15 protein-coding genes are annotated in these 18,064 nt (G+C 65.5%); 9 read left to right on the plus strand and 6 right to left on the minus strand.

From position 1 onward, the window contains the following. Nucleotides 1-63: 63 nt before the first annotated feature. On the minus strand, nt 64-1,011 hold the full coding sequence (locus KAR29_RS02035) for a LysR family transcriptional regulator (RefSeq protein ID WP_274373990.1): 948 nt from the start codon (nt 1,009-1,011) through the stop codon (nt 64-66). Between the two features lie 431 nt (nt 1,012-1,442). Between KAR29_RS02035 and KAR29_RS02040 the strand changes: the two genes are divergently transcribed. From KAR29_RS02040 to KAR29_RS02070, 7 genes are all read left to right on the plus strand, one after another. Then, nucleotides 1,443-2,987: an ABC transporter substrate-binding protein gene (locus KAR29_RS02040; RefSeq protein ID WP_274373991.1), complete on the plus strand. Its 1,545-nt coding sequence runs from the start codon at nt 1,443-1,445 to the stop codon at nt 2,985-2,987. Nucleotides 2,988-3,065: 78 nt separating this feature from the next. Next, nucleotides 3,066-4,019, plus strand: a complete 954-nt coding sequence (locus KAR29_RS02045; RefSeq protein WP_274373992.1) for an ABC transporter permease — start codon at nt 3,066-3,068, stop codon at nt 4,017-4,019. Then, nucleotides 4,016-4,921, plus strand: a complete 906-nt coding sequence (locus tag KAR29_RS02050; protein WP_274373993.1) for an ABC transporter permease — start codon at nt 4,016-4,018, stop codon at nt 4,919-4,921. The genes KAR29_RS02045 and KAR29_RS02050 overlap by 4 nt, the downstream gene beginning before the upstream one ends. Before the next feature lie 19 nt (nt 4,922-4,940). Next, a complete protein-coding gene (locus KAR29_RS02055; RefSeq protein ID WP_274373994.1) occupies nt 4,941-5,963 on the plus strand; it encodes an ABC transporter ATP-binding protein in 1,023 nt (340 codons plus the stop codon). Continuing rightward, on the plus strand, nt 5,960-6,907 hold the full coding sequence (locus KAR29_RS02060) for an ABC transporter ATP-binding protein (protein ID WP_274373995.1): 948 nt from the start codon (nt 5,960-5,962) through the stop codon (nt 6,905-6,907). The genes KAR29_RS02055 and KAR29_RS02060 overlap by 4 nt, the downstream gene beginning before the upstream one ends. 96 nt (nt 6,908-7,003) lie before the next feature. After that, nucleotides 7,004-8,062 (plus strand): C45 family autoproteolytic acyltransferase/hydolase, encoded by a 1,059-nt coding sequence (locus tag KAR29_RS02065; protein WP_274373996.1) that lies wholly within the window; start codon nt 7,004-7,006, stop codon nt 8,060-8,062. A gap of 137 nt (nt 8,063-8,199) precedes the next feature. Continuing rightward, nucleotides 8,200-9,249, plus strand: coding sequence for a C45 family autoproteolytic acyltransferase/hydolase (locus tag KAR29_RS02070; protein WP_274373997.1), 1,050 nt, complete (start codon nt 8,200-8,202; stop codon nt 9,247-9,249). A 262-nt stretch (nt 9,250-9,511) separates the two neighbouring features. On the opposite strand, the gene KAR29_RS02075 is transcribed toward KAR29_RS02070, so the two are convergent. The 5 genes from KAR29_RS02075 to KAR29_RS02095 form a co-directional block, all read right to left on the minus strand. After that, nucleotides 9,512-10,783: an amidohydrolase family protein gene (locus KAR29_RS02075; protein ID WP_274373998.1), complete on the minus strand. Its 1,272-nt coding sequence runs from the start codon at nt 10,781-10,783 to the stop codon at nt 9,512-9,514. 52 nt (nt 10,784-10,835) lie between these two features. Next, complete coding sequence (locus tag KAR29_RS02080; protein ID WP_274373999.1) at nt 10,836-12,029, minus strand: MFS transporter; 1,194 nt, start codon at nt 12,027-12,029, stop codon at nt 10,836-10,838. Next, nucleotides 12,026-13,201, minus strand: a complete 1,176-nt coding sequence (locus KAR29_RS02085; RefSeq protein WP_274374000.1) for a tRNA nucleotidyltransferase/poly(A) polymerase family protein — start codon at nt 13,199-13,201, stop codon at nt 12,026-12,028. The genes KAR29_RS02080 and KAR29_RS02085 overlap by 4 nt, the downstream gene beginning before the upstream one ends. Nucleotides 13,202-13,280: 79 nt before the next feature. Then, the gene (locus KAR29_RS02090; RefSeq protein WP_274374001.1) at nt 13,281-13,457 is read right to left on the minus strand and encodes a DUF362 domain-containing protein; all 177 of its coding nucleotides are present in this window, start codon (nt 13,455-13,457) and stop codon (nt 13,281-13,283) included. Between the two features lie 118 nt (nt 13,458-13,575). After that, nucleotides 13,576-14,589, minus strand: coding sequence for an NAD(P)H-dependent glycerol-3-phosphate dehydrogenase (locus tag KAR29_RS02095; protein ID WP_274374002.1), 1,014 nt, complete (start codon nt 14,587-14,589; stop codon nt 13,576-13,578). Nucleotides 14,590-14,850: 261 nt separating this feature from the next. Here KAR29_RS02095 and KAR29_RS02100 point away from each other — a divergent pair, with 261 nt between their 5' ends. Further along, on the plus strand, nt 14,851-16,080 hold the full coding sequence (locus tag KAR29_RS02100; protein WP_274374003.1) for an ABC transporter permease: 1,230 nt from the start codon (nt 14,851-14,853) through the stop codon (nt 16,078-16,080). A 121-nt stretch (nt 16,081-16,201) separates the two neighbouring features. Continuing rightward, on the plus strand, nt 16,202-17,947 hold the full coding sequence (locus KAR29_RS02105; RefSeq protein WP_274374004.1) for a bifunctional 3'-5' exonuclease/DNA polymerase: 1,746 nt from the start codon (nt 16,202-16,204) through the stop codon (nt 17,945-17,947). Nucleotides 17,948-18,064 lie beyond the last annotated feature (117 nt).

The following is an 18,064-nucleotide window of genomic DNA, read 5'->3' on the forward strand; positions in this document are numbered from 1 at the left end:
GATCGGGACGGAGGCCTTTGTGCGACTCCGGCGGTCGGCCGCAGCCGAAGCCTTGACAGCCCGTCAGGAAGGGGACGTCTCATCTCCGGAGTAGGCGAACTGGTCGGCGCAGATCTCCTTGGCCAGGCCGATGAAGGCCCGGGCGGCGTGAGAGAGGTAGCCGTCGCGGTTGTGGGCGATGACGTGTTCCCTTCGGGCGTCCACGTCTTCGAGGTGGTAGTAGGCCGACTGCCATTGCGGCGGCGTGTTGCGCTGGCCCGTCGTCGTGATGAAGCCGATGCCGATCCCTCCCGTGATGAAGGATTGGATCGTGTTGCTGCTGCGGCTCTCGAAGACGACGGGAGGGGCGATGCCCGCCTGGCGGAAGAGGGCGTCCGTGACGGCGCGGAAGCGGTGGCCCGGCTTCATCAGGACGAAGGCGTCGTCCCTGAACCAGGAGAGCCTGACGGAGCCGAAGCGTCCCGGGGAAGGCGCCAGGGCGTCTGCGACGGGGTGATCCCGGGGCGTGGCCAGGAGGATCTCCTCGAAGAAAAGGTGGTCGCAGAGGAAATCCCCCGCCCCGACGGGCGCGGTGAAAAGGGCGAAATCGAGCTCCCCCATCGCCAGCTTTCGCTCGAGAACGCTGGAGAAATCCTCTAAAATGGTTATTTTGATATTTGGATAGAGTTTTTTATATTTTATAAGAATATTTGAAAAGTAAATCTGTCCGTTGTATTGTGATATGCCGACCGATATTTCGCCTTCCTTGACGTTCCTGATGTCGTCCATTTTTTTCCTGATCTGCTCGCTCAGCATCAGGATTTTTTTCGCGTCCTCGACGAAAAGTTCTCCGGCCCTGGTGAGAGAGGTCTCCTTGTTTTTCCTGATGAAGAGCTTGGCTCCCAGTTCGTCCTCGAGGCGTTGGATGGCCTGGCTCAGGGCCGGCTGGCTGATGTAGAGCCTTTTCGCCGCCTGGGAAAAGCTTCCGGTTTCGGCGATGCCGAGAACGTATTCGATGTTGCGCAGCTGCATCGGTGTTCCTCCTCCGGCGTGGGTCCTCCAGCGCAGATCATTGCAGGGGCTTATGGGGGGTATTGTGTAAACAAATTTCACTTTTGGGTCTGGCGAACTCTATAATATCGCAAAGCAGGCGTGAGATCTCCCCTCTGCGGAGGTAAATGTCGTGAGATGGAGGGCTTCCCCCGCCTTTTTTCGGACGGGACGGCTTCCGTCCTCTTTCCCAGGGGAAGAGCGAGCCCCCGTCGGATGTGGCCGTCCCGAGAACCTCATTCCTCCTCCCCTGTCCTCGGGAAAGTTTTCGGTCCGATCGGCGGAAGGGGAGCCATGCCTCCAGATCCCGCGCGTCTGGAGGGAGCCCAGGGTTTTCCCGGGCCCGGCGGCGGTTCCGTCGTGGAGTTCCACGGCGTCGGGCTCGATTCCACATACGCAAGGAGGGGGAAACATTGAAAAGAGCCATCTGCTCCGCGCTGTTCGTCCTGTCCCTGTTCTTCCCGGTCCTGACCGGAGCCTCGGCGTCGGCCGCCGAGACGAGCTACAAGGAGTCCCTGCTGTGGGGCGTCAACGCCGAGGCCTCCTCGCTCGATCCGGCGACGAGCAAGGATACGGTGACGCACATGATGATGTACCAGATTTACGACGCCCTCGTGAAGGAGGCTCCCGGCGACTACAATCGCCTCGTCCCCGGCCTGGCCGAGAGCTGGGAGTTCAGCGACGACAACAAAACGGTCACGTTCCATCTCCGCAAGGGCGTCAAGTTCCACAACGGCGACACGATGACGGCCGATGACGTCCTCTTCTCCCTCCAGCGTTCCCTCGAATCGAGCTACTCCAGCGGCATCAGCGGCGCCATCGACCACTTCGAGAAAGTCGACGACGGGACGGTGGCCTGTGTCCTCAAGTATCCCTACAGCCCCATTCTCGACGTCCTGAGCAACATGACCTTCGCCATCGCCAGCAAACGGGCCGTCGAAGAGGCTCAGGCCTCGGGCGTCGACTTCGCCCGCAATCCCTGCGGCACCGGCGCCTACCGGATGGTGACCTGGAAGAGCGGCGATGTCCTCGTCCTGGAGCGCTTCGACGACTATTACGGCGGGCCGGCGGCGATCAAGAACCTCACCTACAAGCTCGTTCCCGACGCCGCATCGGGCGCCATCGCCCTCGAGGACGGCACGCTCGACTGCTACTATCTCGTGGCGGCCACGGACTACAACTACCTCAAGGGGCTCGATCACATCGCCTATGTCGAGTGTCCCGGCGTCGGCCTCCACCACATCACCTTCAACGTGACCCAGGGCGTCTTCGCCGACAAACGGGTCCGCCAGGCCGTGGCCTACGCCCTCAACCGCGATGACGTCGTCCTCGGCGGCGCCGAGGGCTATGCCGTCGTCGCCAACTGCCTCGCTCCCACCTCCGTCTTCGGCTACCTCGACGATTTCCAGTGGTACGGCCAGGATCTGGAGAAGGCCAAGGCCCTTCTGGCCGAGGCGGGCTATCCCGACGGCTTCGACGTCGTCTTCAGCATGCAGGGGTCGCCGACGTACATGAAGCCCGCCGAGGTCGTCCAGGATCAGCTCCGCAAGATCGGCATCAACGTCACCTTCGACAAGATGGAGCGCGCCGCCTATCTGGAGGATGTGGGCAACAAGAGGAACTTCGCCGCCAGCCTGCGCATGATCAACGCCACGGTGCGCGACGCCGACAGCGTCCTCACCCGGCGTTTCCACAGCTCCATGCTCGGCGGAGGCAACAACTACTCGGGCTACTCCAATCCCGAAGTGGACGCTCTTATCGAACGGGCCCGGACCGTTTCCGATAGGGAGGGAAGGCTCGCTCTCTACCGGAAGATCTACGAGATTCTCCGCGAGGACGTGCCTCTGATCCCGATCTACACCGACACGGTCCTGCTCTTCTTCAACGCCGACTTGAAAAACGTCTACGCCCATCCCGTCTACCGCTACGCCGTTCACGACATGTACTTCCAGAAGTAAGCGGAACGACGTTTCTGTGACGACAGGCGGCGTGAGGAGCCCTTCGCGCCGCCTGAATCGGTCAGAAGGGAGGCAGCCATGTTCCGGTACGTCGTCAAAAGGCTTCTGATGATCATCCCCGTCATCCTCGGCGTCTCGTTCATCATCTTTTTGATCATGAATCTCACTCCCGGCGATCCGGCCATGATGATCCTCGGTGAAGGGGCGAGGCCCGAGGAGTACGCGGCCCTGAGGGAGGAGATGGGCCTCAACGATCCCTTCTTCCTCCGTTATTTCCGCTACGTCGCCGACGCCGTCCAGGGCGATTTCGGCAAGTCCTACAGGACGAACATCCCCGTCTTCCAGGAGATCGCCAGCCGTCTGCCCTACACGCTGAACCTGGCCGTGACGAGCACGCTCATCGCCATCGTTCTGGGCCTGCCCATAGGGGTCCTGTCGGCGGTGAAACAGTACACCCTTGCCGACAACGCCGCTCTCGGCGTCTCCCTTCTCCTGACGTCGATGCCGGCCTTCTGGTTCGCCATGATGCTCATCCTGCTGTTCTCTCTCAAGCTGAGGCTGCTTCCCTCGCTGGGCATCGACTCCTGGCGCCATCTCATCCTTCCGGCCATCGCCACGTCGTCGAACACGATGGCGTCGCTGCTGCGCATGACCCGTTCGACCATGCTGGAGGTCATCCGCCAGGACTACATCAGGACGGCCCGGGCCAAGGGGGCCAGGGAGAGCCGCGTCATCTTCGGACATGCCCTGAGAAACGCCCTGTTGCCCGTCGTGACCATCATCGGCGTCAACTTCGGCATCGCCCTGGGAGGGACGATCGTCGTCGAACAGGTCTTCGCCATTCCGGGCCTGGGCCAGCTCATGGTCAACGCCATCCGGGCCAAGGATACGCCCATGGTCATCGCCGCCGTCCTTTTTGCCGCCATCATCGCCAGCGTCGTCAATCTCATCGTCGACATCGTCTACGCCTACATCGATCCTCGCCTGAAGTCGAAATACGTCTCGATCAGGCCCCGGAGGGTCCCGTCATGACCGACGAAGGACTCTCCGTGGCCGTGGCCGCGGAGAAAATCCACCTCTACAGGAAGAAGAGCCAGATACGGACGGTCTGGCTCCGGCTGAAGAAAAACCGCATGGCCATGTTCGGCTTCGTCCTCTTCTCGGCCATGATGGCCCTGGTCCTCAGCGCCGATCTCTACATGGACTACGAGGAGGAGGCCATCGCCCAGAATCTCTCCATTCGCTTCCAGGCCCCGTCGAAGGATCACCTTCTGGGGACGGACCAGTACGGCCGCGATCTGCTGACCCGGGTGATCTACGGGGGCCGGATCTCCCTTTTCGTCGGCCTGGCGACGATCTGCATCTCCCTGACGGCGGGGTCCCTCATCGGGGCCACGGCGGCCTACTACGGGGGCAAGACCGACGACATCCTCATGCGGATCATGGACGTCTTCCTGGCCATACCGAACACGCTCATGGCCATCACCCTCGTGGCGGCTCTCGGCACGAGTCTCGTCAATCTGATCCTGGCCATGGGCCTCTCCCAGATTCCCCGCATGTCGCGGATCGTCCGCTCTTCCGTCCTCTCCATCATCGGCCAGGAATACATCGAGGCGGCCCGAGCCTGCGGAACCGGCGATGGCCGGATCATCTTCCGCCATATCCTGCCCAACGCCATGGGCCCCATCCTGGTTCAGGTGACGCAGACCGTGGCCCGGTCGGTCATCACCATCGCCTCTCTCAGTTTCATCGGGCTGGGCATTTCGGAGCCCACGCCCGAGTGGGGATCGATGCTTTCCGAGGCGAAGAGCCAGCTGCGCTATCATCCCTACCTCGCCGTCGCCCCCGGCGTGGCCATCGTCATGGCCGTCATGTCCCTCACCCTTCTCGGCGACGGCCTGCGCGACGCCCTCGACCCGAGGCTGAAGAATTGACCTGCAGGAGGCAAGTGCCATGGCGGAAAAGCTGCTCGAGATAAAGGATCTCCACGTCCGCTACAGGACCGACGACGACGAGATCTATGCCCTCAACGGCGTCAATCTGACGGTGGAGGCGGGGCAGACGCTCGGTCTCGTCGGGGAGACGGGCGCCGGCAAGACGACGACGGCCCTCTCCATCATGAGGCTCCTGCCCGATCGCGTCGGCTTCGTCGACAGGGGGGAGATCTTTCTGGAGGGGCGGAACCTCTTCTCCCTCACCGAGGCCGATATGCGCCTCCTCCGGGGCAACGACGTCTCCGTCATCTTCCAGGATCCCATGACGAGCCTCAACCCCATCCACACCGTGGGCGACCAGATCGGGGAGGTCGTCAGGCTTCACCATCCCGATTTCCGAGGCCCCGAAGTCGAGGCCCGTGTGGAGGAGATGATGGAGACGGTGGGCATTCCGGCGGAGCGCAAGGGCGATTACCCCCATCAGTTCTCCGGAGGCATGAAGCAGCGCATCGTCATCGCCATCGCCCTGGCCTGCAACCCCAAACTCCTTCTGGCCGACGAGCCGACGACGGCTCTCGACGTGACCATCCAGGCTCAGGTCCTGAGGATGATGGGCGAGCTGAAGAAAAAGTTCAACACGGCCATGATCCTCATCACCCACGACCTGGGCGTCGTGGCGCAGATCTGCGACTGGGTGGCCATCATGTACGCCGGGGAGATCATCGAGATCGGCACCGTCGAGGACATCTTCGAGGGGCGGGATCATCATCCCTACACGGTCGGCCTTTTCGGCTCCATTCCCGACATGACGAAAAAGACCGATCGACTCAGTCCCATCGAGGGGCTCATGCCCGACCCGACGGCTCTGCCGCCCGGTTGCCGCTTCGTCGACCGCTGTCCGCGCCGCCTGGCCTGCTGCGCCGAGGTGGCTCCCGCCGTCGTCGGGGCGGGGACTCACCGGGTCAAGTGTCATCTGTTCTCCTCCCTGTTCGGGGCCGATGGCTCCGTCGCGGGGGAGACGGGAGGGGGAAAGGGCCGATGACGCCGCTGATCGAGACGCGCCATCTGAAGAAGTACTTCGACACGGCCCGTGGGCTTCTCCACGCCGTCGACGACGTCGACATCGCCATCGCCGGAGGGGAGACCCTGGGCATGGTGGGGGAGTCGGGCTGCGGCAAATCGACGCTGGGACGTCTCCTGCTGCGTCTCATCGAGCCGACGGGAGGGGAGGTCCTCTTCGGGGGCGAGAACATCCTGACTTACGACCGGAGGAAGGTGAAAGAACTCCGCAAACGGATGCAGATCATCTTCCAGGACCCCTTCTCCTCTCTCAACCCGAGGATGACGGTGAGCGAGATCATCGCCGAGCCCATCAAGGTGACGGGGGCCCTTTCGGGGCGGAACGCCATCCTGGAGCGCGTCTTCGAGCTCATGGGGACCGTCGGTCTGGCCGAGCGTTTCGTCAACACCTATCCCCACGAGCTGGACGGCGGGCGGCGCCAGCGCATCGGCATCGCCAGGGCCCTGGCCCTGAATCCCGATTTCATCGTCTGCGACGAGCCCGTCTCGGCCCTCGACGTCTCCATCCAGGCCCAGATCCTCAACTTGATGATGGATCTCCAGGATCGCCTGGGACTGACCTATCTGTTCATCACCCACGATCTGAGTGTCGTCAAGCACATCAGCGATCAGATCGCCGTCATGTACCTCGGCCAGTGCGTCGAGCGGGCCGATACGGACGAACTCTTCGCCAGTCCCAGCCATCCCTACACGCGGGCCCTGCTCGATGCCATTCCCGTCGCCAGCCTGCGCCACCGCAAGGAACTTCAGGTCATCAAGGGGGAGGTCTCGAGTCCCATCAACCCGAGGCCGGGCTGCCGTTTCGCCCCCCGCTGTCCCCGGGCGACGGCCGATTGTCTGAGGCTCTCGCCGGAGCTGAGGGAGATCGGCCCGGGCCATTTCGTCTCCTGTTTCCTCTACGAATGAGAAACGAAGAGGCAGGACGGGGGGACGCGAGCCGTCGGGGACCGTCGGCTCGCCCGGAAAAAGCCCGTGAGAGGCAAAGATGAAGGGAGAGAGGGAATGAGACAGTTCCAGCTGATCGACATCAAGGCCGCGACGCCCTACGAGGGGGGCCTTCAGTACGGTCGACAGGCGGAGGCGAAGATTCGGGCCGGCCTGGACGACTACCGCCGTCTCTTCGCCGAGACGGCCGACGGGGACTGGGAGTCCATAAGGGAGAGGGCCCTGGCCTATGTCCCCGTCGTCGAGGGCCTTTTCCCCGAGCTGATGGACGAGGCCCGGGGCATCGCCGACGGGGCCCGCGTCTCCCTCGACGCGATCATGGTCCTCAACTGCCGTTACGAGATCACCAAATTCCCCCGTCCCAGGGAGTGCACCTCCTTCGCCGTCCTTCCCGAGGCCTCGGGGGGGAGGACCTTCGTGGGGCAGAACTGGGACTACCGGGCGGGGATCGTCGATCAGGTGGTGATCCTTCGCGTCGAGGAACCTGACGGGACGCGGATCGTGGGTCTCGCCGAGGCGGGGCAGGTGATCCGCAACGGATTCAACAGCCGGGGGATCGGCCTTTGCGCCAACAATCTCCAGTCCGTCGACGACGGCCCCGAGGCGGCCCTTCCCGTGACCTTCCTCAGGAGAAAGGTCCTCTCCTGTCCTTCCTTCGACGAGGCCGTCCGGCAGGTCGCCGAGGCCGGGCGGGCCGTCTCGTGCAACTTCATGATCGCCTCCTCCGAGGGGCGGGTCGTCGATCTCGAGGCCCATCCCGGCGGGGCCGATCGTCTCGAACCCGTCGGGGGGATTCTGACCCACGCCAATCACTTCGTCTGCCGTCCCGAGAGGGACGCCCTCGCAAGGAGTCCCCGGGACGAGCGTCTCCGGGAGCTTCTCCTCCGGCGGTGGGGCTCCGTCGACGTGCCCCATATCATGGCCTCGCTCTGTGACCACGAGAACTATCCCAGGGCGATCTGCCGCCACCCGTCGGACGTCTCCGTCAGGCCGGGGCGGCGCAGCCTCACCGTGGCCTCCGTCATCTACGACTTCGAGGGGGGGCTGGCCCATGTCTGCGCCGGCCCCCCCTGCGAGGGCGAGTTCGTCGCCGTCGAGCTGATTCCCCGTCTCTGACAAAGGTTTTTCAGACCATAAGCTCTTGCCGGAAGGACATCTTTTCGCGAGGTGGCCGAAGGTTGCGTGCTGTCTCGCGACAGACAAGGCGCCGCGGGGAAACGCGGGCGCAAGGGAAAAGAGAAAGGGGACTGCCGATGAGGACTTTCCAGTTTGTCTCCGTCGAAGGGGCGACGCCCCGAGCGAGAGGCCTCTGCTACGGAGAACAGGCTAAGGAAAAAATCAGGGCCGGGATCGAGGGGTACAGGGCCCTTTTCGCCCGGACGGGAGGACCCGGCTGGGATCGGATCGTCGCCCGGGCTCTCTCCTGTCTTCCGCTCCTGGAGTCTTCCATGGCCGATCTTCTCGACGAGGCCCGGGGGATCGCCGACGGGGCCGGTATCTCCCTGGGAGATCTGATGGTCCTCAACTGTCGCTACGAGATCACCAAGTTTCCCCACTACGACGAGTGCACCACCTGCGCCATCCTTCCCGAGGCGGCGGCGGGAGGGAAGACGCTGCTGGTCAAAAACTGGGACTACCGGGCCGGCATCGTCGACAACATCGTCATCCTCCGCATCGAGGAGCCCGACGGCACGGAGATGATCGGTCTCAGCGAGGCGGGGCAGCTCATCCGCGAGGGGTTCAACTCCCACGGAGTGGGGCTCTGCAACAACTCCCTCCAGTCCCTCCTCGACGCGCCGGGCCAGGGCGTTCCCGTCACCTTCCTCCGCCGGAGGGTCCTCTCCTGCCGGACCTTCGACGAGGCCAGAGACCTTCTGGTGGGGGCCAGGCGGGCCGTGTCCAACAACATGCTCCTCGCCGCCCCGGGCCGGGCCGTCGACATCGAGGCCCATCCCGGAGGCTGCGACCTCATCGGGCCCAGCGAGGGCATCGTGACGCATGCCAATCATTTCGTCGTCCGCGACGAACTCAACGCCCTGGAGAGAAGTCCCAGGGACGAGCGGCTCCGCGAGCTTCTCATGCCCAAGAGGGGTTCCCTCACTGTCGATGACGTCAAGAAGTGCCTGGGCGATCACGAGAACTATCCCAAGGCGATCTGCCGCCATCCCTCGGACCTGTCGATTCCCCGGCCCCAGAGGGGGATGACCGTCGCCGCCATGATCGTCGATTTCGACGAGAGAACCGTTCACATCTGTGCCGGTCCCCCCTGCGAGGGCGAGTTCGTTCCCTTCTCCATGAGCTAGGGATCTGGCGGGCTTCTCGGGGAAAGGGCCGATGGGGCCTGATCGATAGGGCGAAGGGGCTCTTCGAGAACGAGTCCTTGCTTCTCGGCGGCACGAAAGGGTAGGGATCAACCGCCGTCAGATCCAACCCGACAGACTCCGGGAGTCGCCTCTCCCCCCCGGGAGGGATCGGAAGCTGTCGTGAACCGCGTCGCCCCGCCGGGTCTGCCCTCCGGCGGGGCGACGCGTGAACGGCAGGGGGCTCGCCGTCCGTCGAAGGCCTTCAGGCCCGGGGTACGGTTCCGTCCAGCCGCTCCATGGCCTCCTTGAGGGGGCCTTCGATCTCCCTTTCCACGTCGAGGGAGAGGTGACGGCCTCGGGAGAGGACGGGGCGGCCGCCGACGAGGACCTCTTCGACGAGGCCTTTCCTGCGGCCGACGACGTCGGCGAAGGCGCCGACGGCCAGGGGGCCCACGGTACCCTTCCCCATGGGGAAGGGGCGGCGGCTCATGGCCTCGACGAAGCCTTCGTCCAGCTGCCACCGCCGGGCCAGGTGACGCCTTTCGCCCGTGACGGAGAGGTCGTCGTTGCTCGCCTCCCCGTCCGTTCCCAGCCAGGGGAGGATTCCCCGGGCCAGAAGGGCCGGAAGGTCGGCCTCGCCCGTCCGGACGCGGTCGTTCATGCGGCCGTCGAGGACGACCTTCATTCCCCTCTTCGCGATGATCGCCCTCTCGTCGTCGTCGATCCAGCAGCAGTCGGAAAGGAATAAAGGCTCCAGAGAGGGAACCTGGCCGGACCGGAGGAGGCTGTCGAAAAAGGCCAGGGGACGCAGTCCCTGTTCCTTCAGGGCGATGTCCACGTCCTGGCTGTCCTCGGAGAGGTGGAACTGGAGGGGCCGCCCGTCGCGCCAGGCCAGCCGGAGCCCTTCGACGATGGCCTCCTTCGACGATCCGTGAAGGCTGTGGAGGCTGGGGGCGACGGTGACCGTGGCCGATTCCTCGTCTTTGAGCTCCTCGTAGGCCCTGCGGGCCTCCTGAGGGCTTTCGAAGTAGGCGGCCTGCGAGGCGGCCTTGGCCGGGTAGGCCCCGGGCGAGGTCCGGTCGTAGTTCATGCGGCCGAAGAGGAGGCGGATGCCGCTTTTCCTGGCGGCGGCGATGACGGCCCGGTCGAGCTCGTTGCCCCGCCTGCCGTGAAGGTAGTAGGAGACGGCGACGGAGGTGACGCCCTGAGCGAGCATGCGAGAGAAGGCCCGAAGACAGCCGAGGCCGATCTCGTCGGGGCCCAGGTGGGGGCTGAAGCGGTAGATGGTGTGGCGGCACCAGGTGGCCAGGTCCCACCGCCTGTCGACGAGGTCCGTGTAGAGGGACTGCTCGGGGTGGCTGTGGGCGTTGAAGTCGCCGGCCTCGAAGAGGAGGCCGTCGTCGAAGTCCGCGTCGGGTCTGCGCGGCGGCTCGCCCGATCCGAGGGCGACGATGAGGCCGTCGTCGTCGGATTCGAGCCAGCCTCGAGTGGCGGCGGTACCGAAGCGGAAGGTTGCGGCGATAAGGTGGCTCATGGATCTCCCTCCTCTTCCGATGGTGAAAGATGGCTCGTTGCGGCCTGTCCGATCAGCAGCGGCCGCTCAGGGAGGAGCGGCCGAAGCCGATCAGGGTGGCCGTCAGTGTGGCCAGGGCCGTCAGGGCCGAGGCGTAGAAGACGCTTTCCAGTCCCCAGCGGGTCAGGACCCATCCCGTCAGGAGGGGGGCCACGGTCTGGCCCAGCTTGAGGGCCATGGTGTTGATGGCCATAAGGCCTCCCCGGTATTCGGGGCAGGCGAAGGAGACGAGGAGGCTCAGCAGGACGGGCATGTTCATTCCCTGGCCGAGGCCGAAGGCGACGGCGGCGAGGAAGACGGGGGGCAGGCTTCGGGCCTGGGGGTAGAGGAAGAGGGCCAGGGAGAAGAGAAAAAAGGCGAGGACGAGGCGCGACCGGGGAGAGAATCGCCTGGCCAGAGTGCCCGACTGGGAGGCGGCCAGGGCCGTGGCCAGAGACTGAGAGAGGAAGACGAGGCCGATCTCGAAGGAGGAGGCGCCGAATCGATCGGCCAGGAGGAAGGGAAGGAAAGCCGTCACGGAGCCGAAGAGGACGATGAAGGTGCCCGTCGTCGCCGTGAGGATGGCCAGGACCTCCCGCCGCCTCAGACCCTGACCCAGGGCGCGGAAGTAGCTTCCCAGCGTCTCGCTCTTGCGCTCGAAGGGAACCTCGAGGCGGAATCGGACGGCGAAGGCCACGGGAAAGGCCATGAGGGGGAGGAGAAAGGGCCAGCGCCAGCCCAGAAGGGCCAGGGCGCCGCCCAGGACGGGGAACAGGGCTGTGCCGAGGCTGATGACGCTCGAGTTGTAGCCTGTGGCCCTCTCCCGCTCCGGACCCCGGTAGAGATCGCCGATGAGGACCATGTTGAGGGAGCTGAGGCTCGAGGCCCCCAGGCCCTGGAGGAAGCGCAGGAGGACGAGGAGGCGGAAATCGGAGACGAAGGCGCACCCCGTTCCGGCCAGGCCGAAAAGAAGGAGGCTGGGGACGAGTATCTCGCGACGGCCGATCCTGTCGGCCAGGATGCCCGTCAGGGGCGTGAAGAGGATGCCCGGCAGGGTGAAGGCCGAAATGAGGAGGGCGATCTCGCGGGCCGAGACGGAGAGGGCCCGGGCCGCCTCGGGAAAGGCCGGCGTCACGCTGGCGATGCCCAAAACGGAGATGAAGGTGACGCCGCCGATGATGGGAAGGACGCCTTTTGCCGGACGGTTTTCTGCCCTGTCTCGTCTCACGGAACGTCTCCCCTTCTCTTCCTCGCCTCGAGCCAGGCGAGAGCCTCGGCTCGTGTGGCGATGGCGCCTCCGGCCCGGGCGTCGTCCAGGTCGTCGAGGACCTGACCGACGGCTCTTCCCGGAGGGAGGGCCAGAACCGCCATGACGTCGAGGCCGTCGAAGAGCCTTTTCCCGCCGTCGCTCAGCTCCGCCGCGAGGGCCCTCTTCCGTTCCTCGAACCATCGTCGCCCCTCGGCGTCGCCGTCGAGGCCGGCCCGGGCCAGAAGGAAGAGCCCCTGCCGTTCCCTCGGACGCCATCGGAGATGGCGCCCGGCGAAGAGGGGCTCGCCTGGCCTCGGGGCTCCGTCGGCCAGCAGCCTCCGGACCGTCGCCGCGATTTCGCGGGGCCATCGCCAGGAGACCAGGGCCTCGGCGAGGGCTCTGTCGCGAGGGATGTCCAGAAGGAGAGCGGCAAGGCGGAAGGCGACATCGCTCGAAAGAGGGCCGAGCCGCTTCAGGCGCCGAATCGTCTTTTCCCCGATGTCCCCCGCGAGGGGGGAGAGGACGGGGTAGGCCCGCTCCAGCAGGCCGCTCCGGCCGAGGTGTTCGAGGAAGAGGGGGAGGTCTCCCGAAGCGGCCCGGAGGAGCTCTCCGCCGAGCCGGTCGGGAGCCGTCGAGGCGAGATCAACCGCCGAGGCGGCCTCGAAAGAGGCTCTGTCGACGGAAAAGGCCGGCAGCGTGGCGGCGAAGCGGAAGATCCTCAGAGCCCGGAGGGGATCTTCGGAGAGTCGCTCCCGGGCCGAACCGTTGAAGCGGAGACGTCCCAGGGCGAGGTCCTGTCCGCCGCCGCAGACATCGACGAAACGCCCCCCCGTCGTCAGGGCCAGGGCGTTGACGGTCAGGTCCCTCCGGGCGAGCTCCTCTTCGAGGGAAAGGCCCTGAAGGCTGACGATCTCGAAGCGCCGTCCCCTCCAGGGGAGAAGGGCCGACTGGCGGGGAGGCCGCCCCACGAGACGCGTGCCGGGCCGCGCCTCGACGAGGGCCTGGAGGGGGGCGCTCACGGCCAGGTCGACGTCACGACAGGAGCGGCCCAGAAGGAGGTCTCTCGGGGCCCCTCCGACGAGGACCGTCGGTCCCAGTTCTCCTTCGAGATGGCGGGCCAGGTCCAAAGCGGAGGGGATGACGTCGTCCATCCGTTTCACCCCCTTCGGGGAATGGAAAAGGGGGCGGGAAAAATCCCGGCCCCCTCTTCCTGCGGTTCGAAAAAGCGCCTTAATCCTGGCTGATGGCGCTGACGGGGCAGACGGAAACGCAAGCACCGCACTCGACGCAGCTGTCGGCGTCGACGTGGGCCTTGCCCTCATCCATGGAGATGGCGCTGACAGGGCAGCTTCCCACGCACGCTTCGCAACCGACGCAGCTATCCTTATCGACAACGGCTTTAGACATAGAAAATCCCTCCCGACCCGAAGTTGGGGGGCTCCTCGCGGGAGCCTCCTGATGCTGGGATCCATTCTAAACCAGAGATCGCCAGTAAGACAACCATGGGTCGCGTGTTAGGCGAGGTTCACTCCCGCCAGAAGAGGGGGGGCATCTCCGGCTTGGGAGAGCGGACGAGGAGAGCCTCGAGAAGTTCCGCCGGGGGGGTCCCCCTGTAGAGGGCGCCGTAGACGGCCATGGAGAGGGGGATATCGACGTCGAGCTTGAGGGCGTGCTCGACGAGGGCCCGTACGGTGAAGGCTCCCTCGGCCACCTCCCCGAGGGCGTCGGAGGCCTCCTGGAGGCTTTTGCCCCGTCCGATCTCGAGACCGAGGCGGTAGTTGCGGGAGAGACCGCTGAAACAGGTCACCATGAGATCGCCCGCTCCCGTCAGGCCCGCCAGGGTGAGGGGGTTGGCGCCGAGCCGGGCGCCGAGACGCATGATCTCGGCCAGCCCCCGCGTCACGAGGGCGGCCGTGGCGTTGTCGCCCAGGCCCATGGCCCGGGCGATTCCGGCCCCGACGGCGATGACGTTCTTGACGGCGCCGCCGATCTCGACGCCGACGACGTCCGTCGACGTGTAGACCCGAAAGGCCGGCGTCATGACGAGCTCCTGCCAATGGCGCGCCGTCGCCTCGTCGACGGCGGCGACGACGACGGCGGCCGGCTGGCCGGCGGCGACCTCCTCGGCATGGCTGGGCCCGGAAAGAAGGGCATAGTCGCCGTCGGGGATGACCTGGGCCGCCACCTCGCTGAGGCGGAACCCCGAGGCGATCTCGATGCCCTTGGCGACGTTGCAGATCCGAAGTCCCTCCTGGCGGAAGGGGGCCAGCCGCTCCATCAGGGAGCGGAAGGCCTGGGCGGGAACGGCCGAGATCCAGTTGGGGGAAAAGTCTGCGGCGTCGCTCAGATTGGCCGTCGAAAGAAGTTTCGGGGCGAGATCGACGGTTTTGAGGTGTTTCGGATTGCGTCCCGTAAGGGTGATGGCCCGGGCCTGTTCGGCCGAGCGACACCAGAGGAGCACGTCCCGTCCCTCCGATGCGAGAAGATGAGCCAGCGCCGTGCCCCAACTGCCGCCGCCGAAAACGGTGATCGTCGTCATGGGTTCCCTCCGCAACAGAATAGAGCCGTTCTGGAGAAGATCATCAAAGAAGCTCCGACGTTGTGCGACTCTATAGTACAACCTGGGGAGAAAAGCTTAATTAGAGCGCCGTTGTCTGGCCATTGGATTGAGCTCCTGGCCGTCGTCGGCCCTTTCTCGGCCATTTCGCCGATGGCGGGAAGCGATCTGTCCCCCTATTGTGTTACTGTTGACGGGAAGTCCCGACCCTTTCCGGGCGAACAGGCCCTCAAGGAGGATTCGATGGTACCGTTCGTGGAGATCCTGCGCATCGCCCTCAGGGCACTGAGGGCCAATAAGTTGCGTTCGGCCCTGACCATGTTGGGCATCGTCATCGGCGTCGCCGCCGTCATCGCCATGTTCGCCGTCGGCAATGGCGCCAATCGCCAGATCGAAGAGCGCATCGCCGCCATGGGGAGCCATCTTCTCCTCGTCTTTCCCGGAGCCGTCACCAGCAGCGGCCGCTCCTTCGGCTCCGGAACGGCCTCTCCCCTCACCCTCGACGACGCCCGGGCCATCGCGGCCGAGCTCCCCTCCGTCGCCGCCGTGGCACCCCGTCTCAACGGAGTGGCCCAACTCGTCTTCGGCAACGCCAACTGGTCCACCTCCGTGCAGGGGACGTCGCCGGAAATGCTCTCCATCCGGGCCTGGGATCTGGAGCGGGGACGGAACCTGACGGAATCGGACCTGCGCAGCTCGGCCAAGGTCTGCCTTCTGGGGCAGACGGTGGCCCGCCAGCTTTTCGGCGGTCTCGACCCCATCGACCAGGTGATTCGCATCAATAAGGTCCCCATGCGGGTCGTCGGTCTCCTGGCCACCAAGGGAAGTTCGGCCCAGGGCAGCGATCAGGACGACACGGTCTTCGTTCCCGTGACGACGGCCCAGAAGCGTCTCTTCGGGAGCTCCACGCCGGGACGGGTCCAGTCCATTTTCGTTCAGGCCTCTTCGGCCGAGGCCCTCGTCTCGGCCGAACGGGAGGTGACGGCCCTTCTGGCCCAGCGCCGCCGCATCCGCCCCGGCCAGGAGAACGATTTTTCCGTCCGCAATCTCTCGGAGATCATGGACGCCGCCCGGGAATCGACGCAGGTCATGTCCCTCCTGCTGGCCTCCATCGCCTCCGTCTCCCTCCTCGTGGGGGGCATCGGGATCATGAACATCATGCTCGTCTCCGTCACGGAACGGACGCGGGAGATCGGCATCCGCATGGCCCTCGGCGCCAGGACGGCCGATGTCCTCGTCCAGTTCCTCATGGAGGCCCTCATCATGTCCCTTCTGGGTGGGGCGATGGGGATCGCCCTGGGCGGCGGCGGGGCCTTCCTGATCTCGCGCTTCGCAGGCTGGGTGACGGTCATCTCCTCCTTCTCCGTCGGGCTGGCCTTCGGTTTTTCGGCCTTCATCGGCGTCTTCTTCGGCTTCTATCCCGCCTGGAAGGCCTCCCGGCTGAGCCCCATCGAGGCTCTGCGCTACGAGTGAGCGGCCTCGCCCCTTGCGCCGCCCAGAGAATCGGCCCTGTCCCCGAGGTGACGGCGTCGGGGGCGGTCGGCTCGCGGTCCGTGACGGGGCGCGGGAAGCGCCTTCTTGAGGGGGGATTGCCGTGAGGCCTTTTCGCCATGTCGCCGACGTAGAGACGCTGAGCCTGGTGCTGGACGAACTTCGCCTCTCCCCCGTCCTGGCCCTCGACCTGGAGACGACGGGCCTCGACCCCCATCTTCACCGGCCGAGACTGCTCCAGATCGCCGACGGAAGAGGGCCCGTCGCGGTTTGCGACCTTCAGGCCCTGGGGGCCGGCGGGAGGCGCTCTCTGAACGAGCTCCTGACGGGAACGGCCGTCAAGGCCTTTCACAACGGCAAGTTCGACCTCAAGTTCCTCCTCTCTCTGGGCCTCAAGCCGAGAGGCCCCTTTTTCGATACGATGCTGGCCTCTCAGCTTCTCGACGGAGGGCTGGGCGAGCGCCGTCACTCCCTGGAGGCCCTGGCCCGCGATCACCTGGGACTGGAGTTGGACAAGGAACTCCAACTCTCCGATTGGAGCGGGCCTCTCTCGCGGCGCCAGCTGGAGTACGCGGCCCGAGACGCCGATGTGACCTTCCGTCTCCGCCGGGCCCTTATCCCCCTCCTGATTCGGGAGGGGCTCGTCGAGGCGGCGAAGGTGGAATTCGACTGCCTGCCCGCCGTGGCCGAAATGGAGTACGCGGGGATGGGCCTCGACCGCACGGCCTGGGCCGAGCTGGAGGCCTCGGCCCGAAAGGCCATGGAGGTCGAGGAGCTGCGCCTTCTCTCCCTCCTCGGCGACGGGGCCCAGCTCTGTCTGTTCGACGGCGTCTGCGACAGGACCAATCTGGACAGTCAGAAGCAGGTCCTGGAGGCCCTGCGCCGCCGGGGTCTGCCTCTGTCGGGGACGTCACGGCGCGATCTTTTGCCCCTTGCGGCCGATCCGGCCGTGGCGGCCCTGCTGGATTACAGACGGCAGGCCAAACTGGTTCAGGCCTTCGGAAGCTCTCTCCTCCGCTATCTCCATCCCCGGACGGAAAGAGTCCATCCCGACTACCGTCAGATCGGCGCGGCGACGGGACGTTTCGCCTGCCGCAACCCCAATCTGCAGCAGATCCCCAGGGACGAGCGGTTCCGTCGCTGCTTCACGGCGCCTCCCGGCCGCCTTCTTTTCAGCGCCGACTACTCCCAGATCGAACTTCGCGTCGTCGCCCAGGTGACGCGGGACGCGACGATGACGGGGGCCTTCCGCCGGGGATGGGACCTCCACCGTCTGACGGCCTCGCTCATGACGGGACGGGATCTCTCGGAGGTCTCCCCTCAGGACCGCCAGGCCGCCAAAGCCGTCAACTTCGGCCTCGTCTTCGCCATGGGGGCCGCCCGTCTGGCCGAATATGCCGGTCAGACCTTCGGCGTGGCTCTCTCCGAGGAGGAGGCCCGCCTCTTTCGGGAGCGTTTCTTCCGCCACTACGGCGCCGTCGCCCGATGGCACGAATCCTTCCGCTTCGACGACTCCCTGGAGACGCGGACCCTCTGCGGCCGTCTCAGACGCTTCCGGGAGCGGCCGCGCCTGACGGAGCGATGCAACGCCATCGTCCAGGGAACGGCGGCCGACATCCTCAAAAAGGCCCTGGCGGAACTGCCCCCTGCCCTGGAGGGGACGGGCGCCGTCATCGTCGGTTCCGTTCACGACGAAATCCTCGTCGAGGGAGCCCTCTCCCGAGCCGAGGAGATCGTCGCCAAGATCGGCGCCGTCATGGAAAAAGCCGGGACGGGCTGGATGAAAGAGGTTCCCACGCCCGTTTCGATCTCCCTCGGCAGGAGCTGGGGAAAGGCTCCACCCTCCTGAGCTCCTGACCTTTGTCCCTGATCGCCCTTCCCCGGGGGCCTTCCGCCCGTCGCGCCGGTCGATTTCATCGTGCTATGATAGCTTCGGATAAGTATGGATACTTCCTTCGCGACAAGG

Source organism: Aminithiophilus ramosus, from assembly GCF_018069705.1.
GTDB lineage: Bacteria > Synergistota > Synergistia > Synergistales > Aminithiophilaceae > Aminithiophilus > Aminithiophilus ramosus.

Excerpts from the sequence above, each read along its gene's own strand:
- KAR29_RS02035 (WP_274373990.1), bottom strand. The coding sequence starts at position 1,011 with ATGCAGCTGCGCAACATCGAATACGTTCTCGGCATCGCCGAAACCGGA.
- KAR29_RS02045 (WP_274373992.1), top strand. The coding sequence starts at position 3,066 with ATGTTCCGGTACGTCGTCAAAAGGCTTCTGATGATCATCCCCGTCATC.
- KAR29_RS02050 (WP_274373993.1), top strand. The coding sequence starts at position 4,016 with ATGACCGACGAAGGACTCTCCGTGGCCGTGGCCGCGGAGAAAATCCAC.
- KAR29_RS02055 (WP_274373994.1), top strand. The coding sequence starts at position 4,941 with ATGGCGGAAAAGCTGCTCGAGATAAAGGATCTCCACGTCCGCTACAGG.
- KAR29_RS02060 (WP_274373995.1), top strand. The coding sequence starts at position 5,960 with ATGACGCCGCTGATCGAGACGCGCCATCTGAAGAAGTACTTCGACACG.
- KAR29_RS02065 (WP_274373996.1), top strand. The coding sequence starts at position 7,004 with ATGAGACAGTTCCAGCTGATCGACATCAAGGCCGCGACGCCCTACGAG.
- KAR29_RS02070 (WP_274373997.1), top strand. The coding sequence starts at position 8,200 with ATGAGGACTTTCCAGTTTGTCTCCGTCGAAGGGGCGACGCCCCGAGCG.
- KAR29_RS02075 (WP_274373998.1), bottom strand. The coding sequence starts at position 10,783 with ATGAGCCACCTTATCGCCGCAACCTTCCGCTTCGGTACCGCCGCCACT.
- KAR29_RS02085 (WP_274374000.1), bottom strand. The coding sequence starts at position 13,201 with ATGGACGACGTCATCCCCTCCGCTTTGGACCTGGCCCGCCATCTCGAA.
- KAR29_RS02090 (WP_274374001.1), bottom strand. The coding sequence starts at position 13,457 with ATGTCTAAAGCCGTTGTCGATAAGGATAGCTGCGTCGGTTGCGAAGCG.
- KAR29_RS02095 (WP_274374002.1), bottom strand. The coding sequence starts at position 14,589 with ATGACGACGATCACCGTTTTCGGCGGCGGCAGTTGGGGCACGGCGCTG.
- KAR29_RS02100 (WP_274374003.1), top strand. The coding sequence starts at position 14,851 with ATGGTACCGTTCGTGGAGATCCTGCGCATCGCCCTCAGGGCACTGAGG.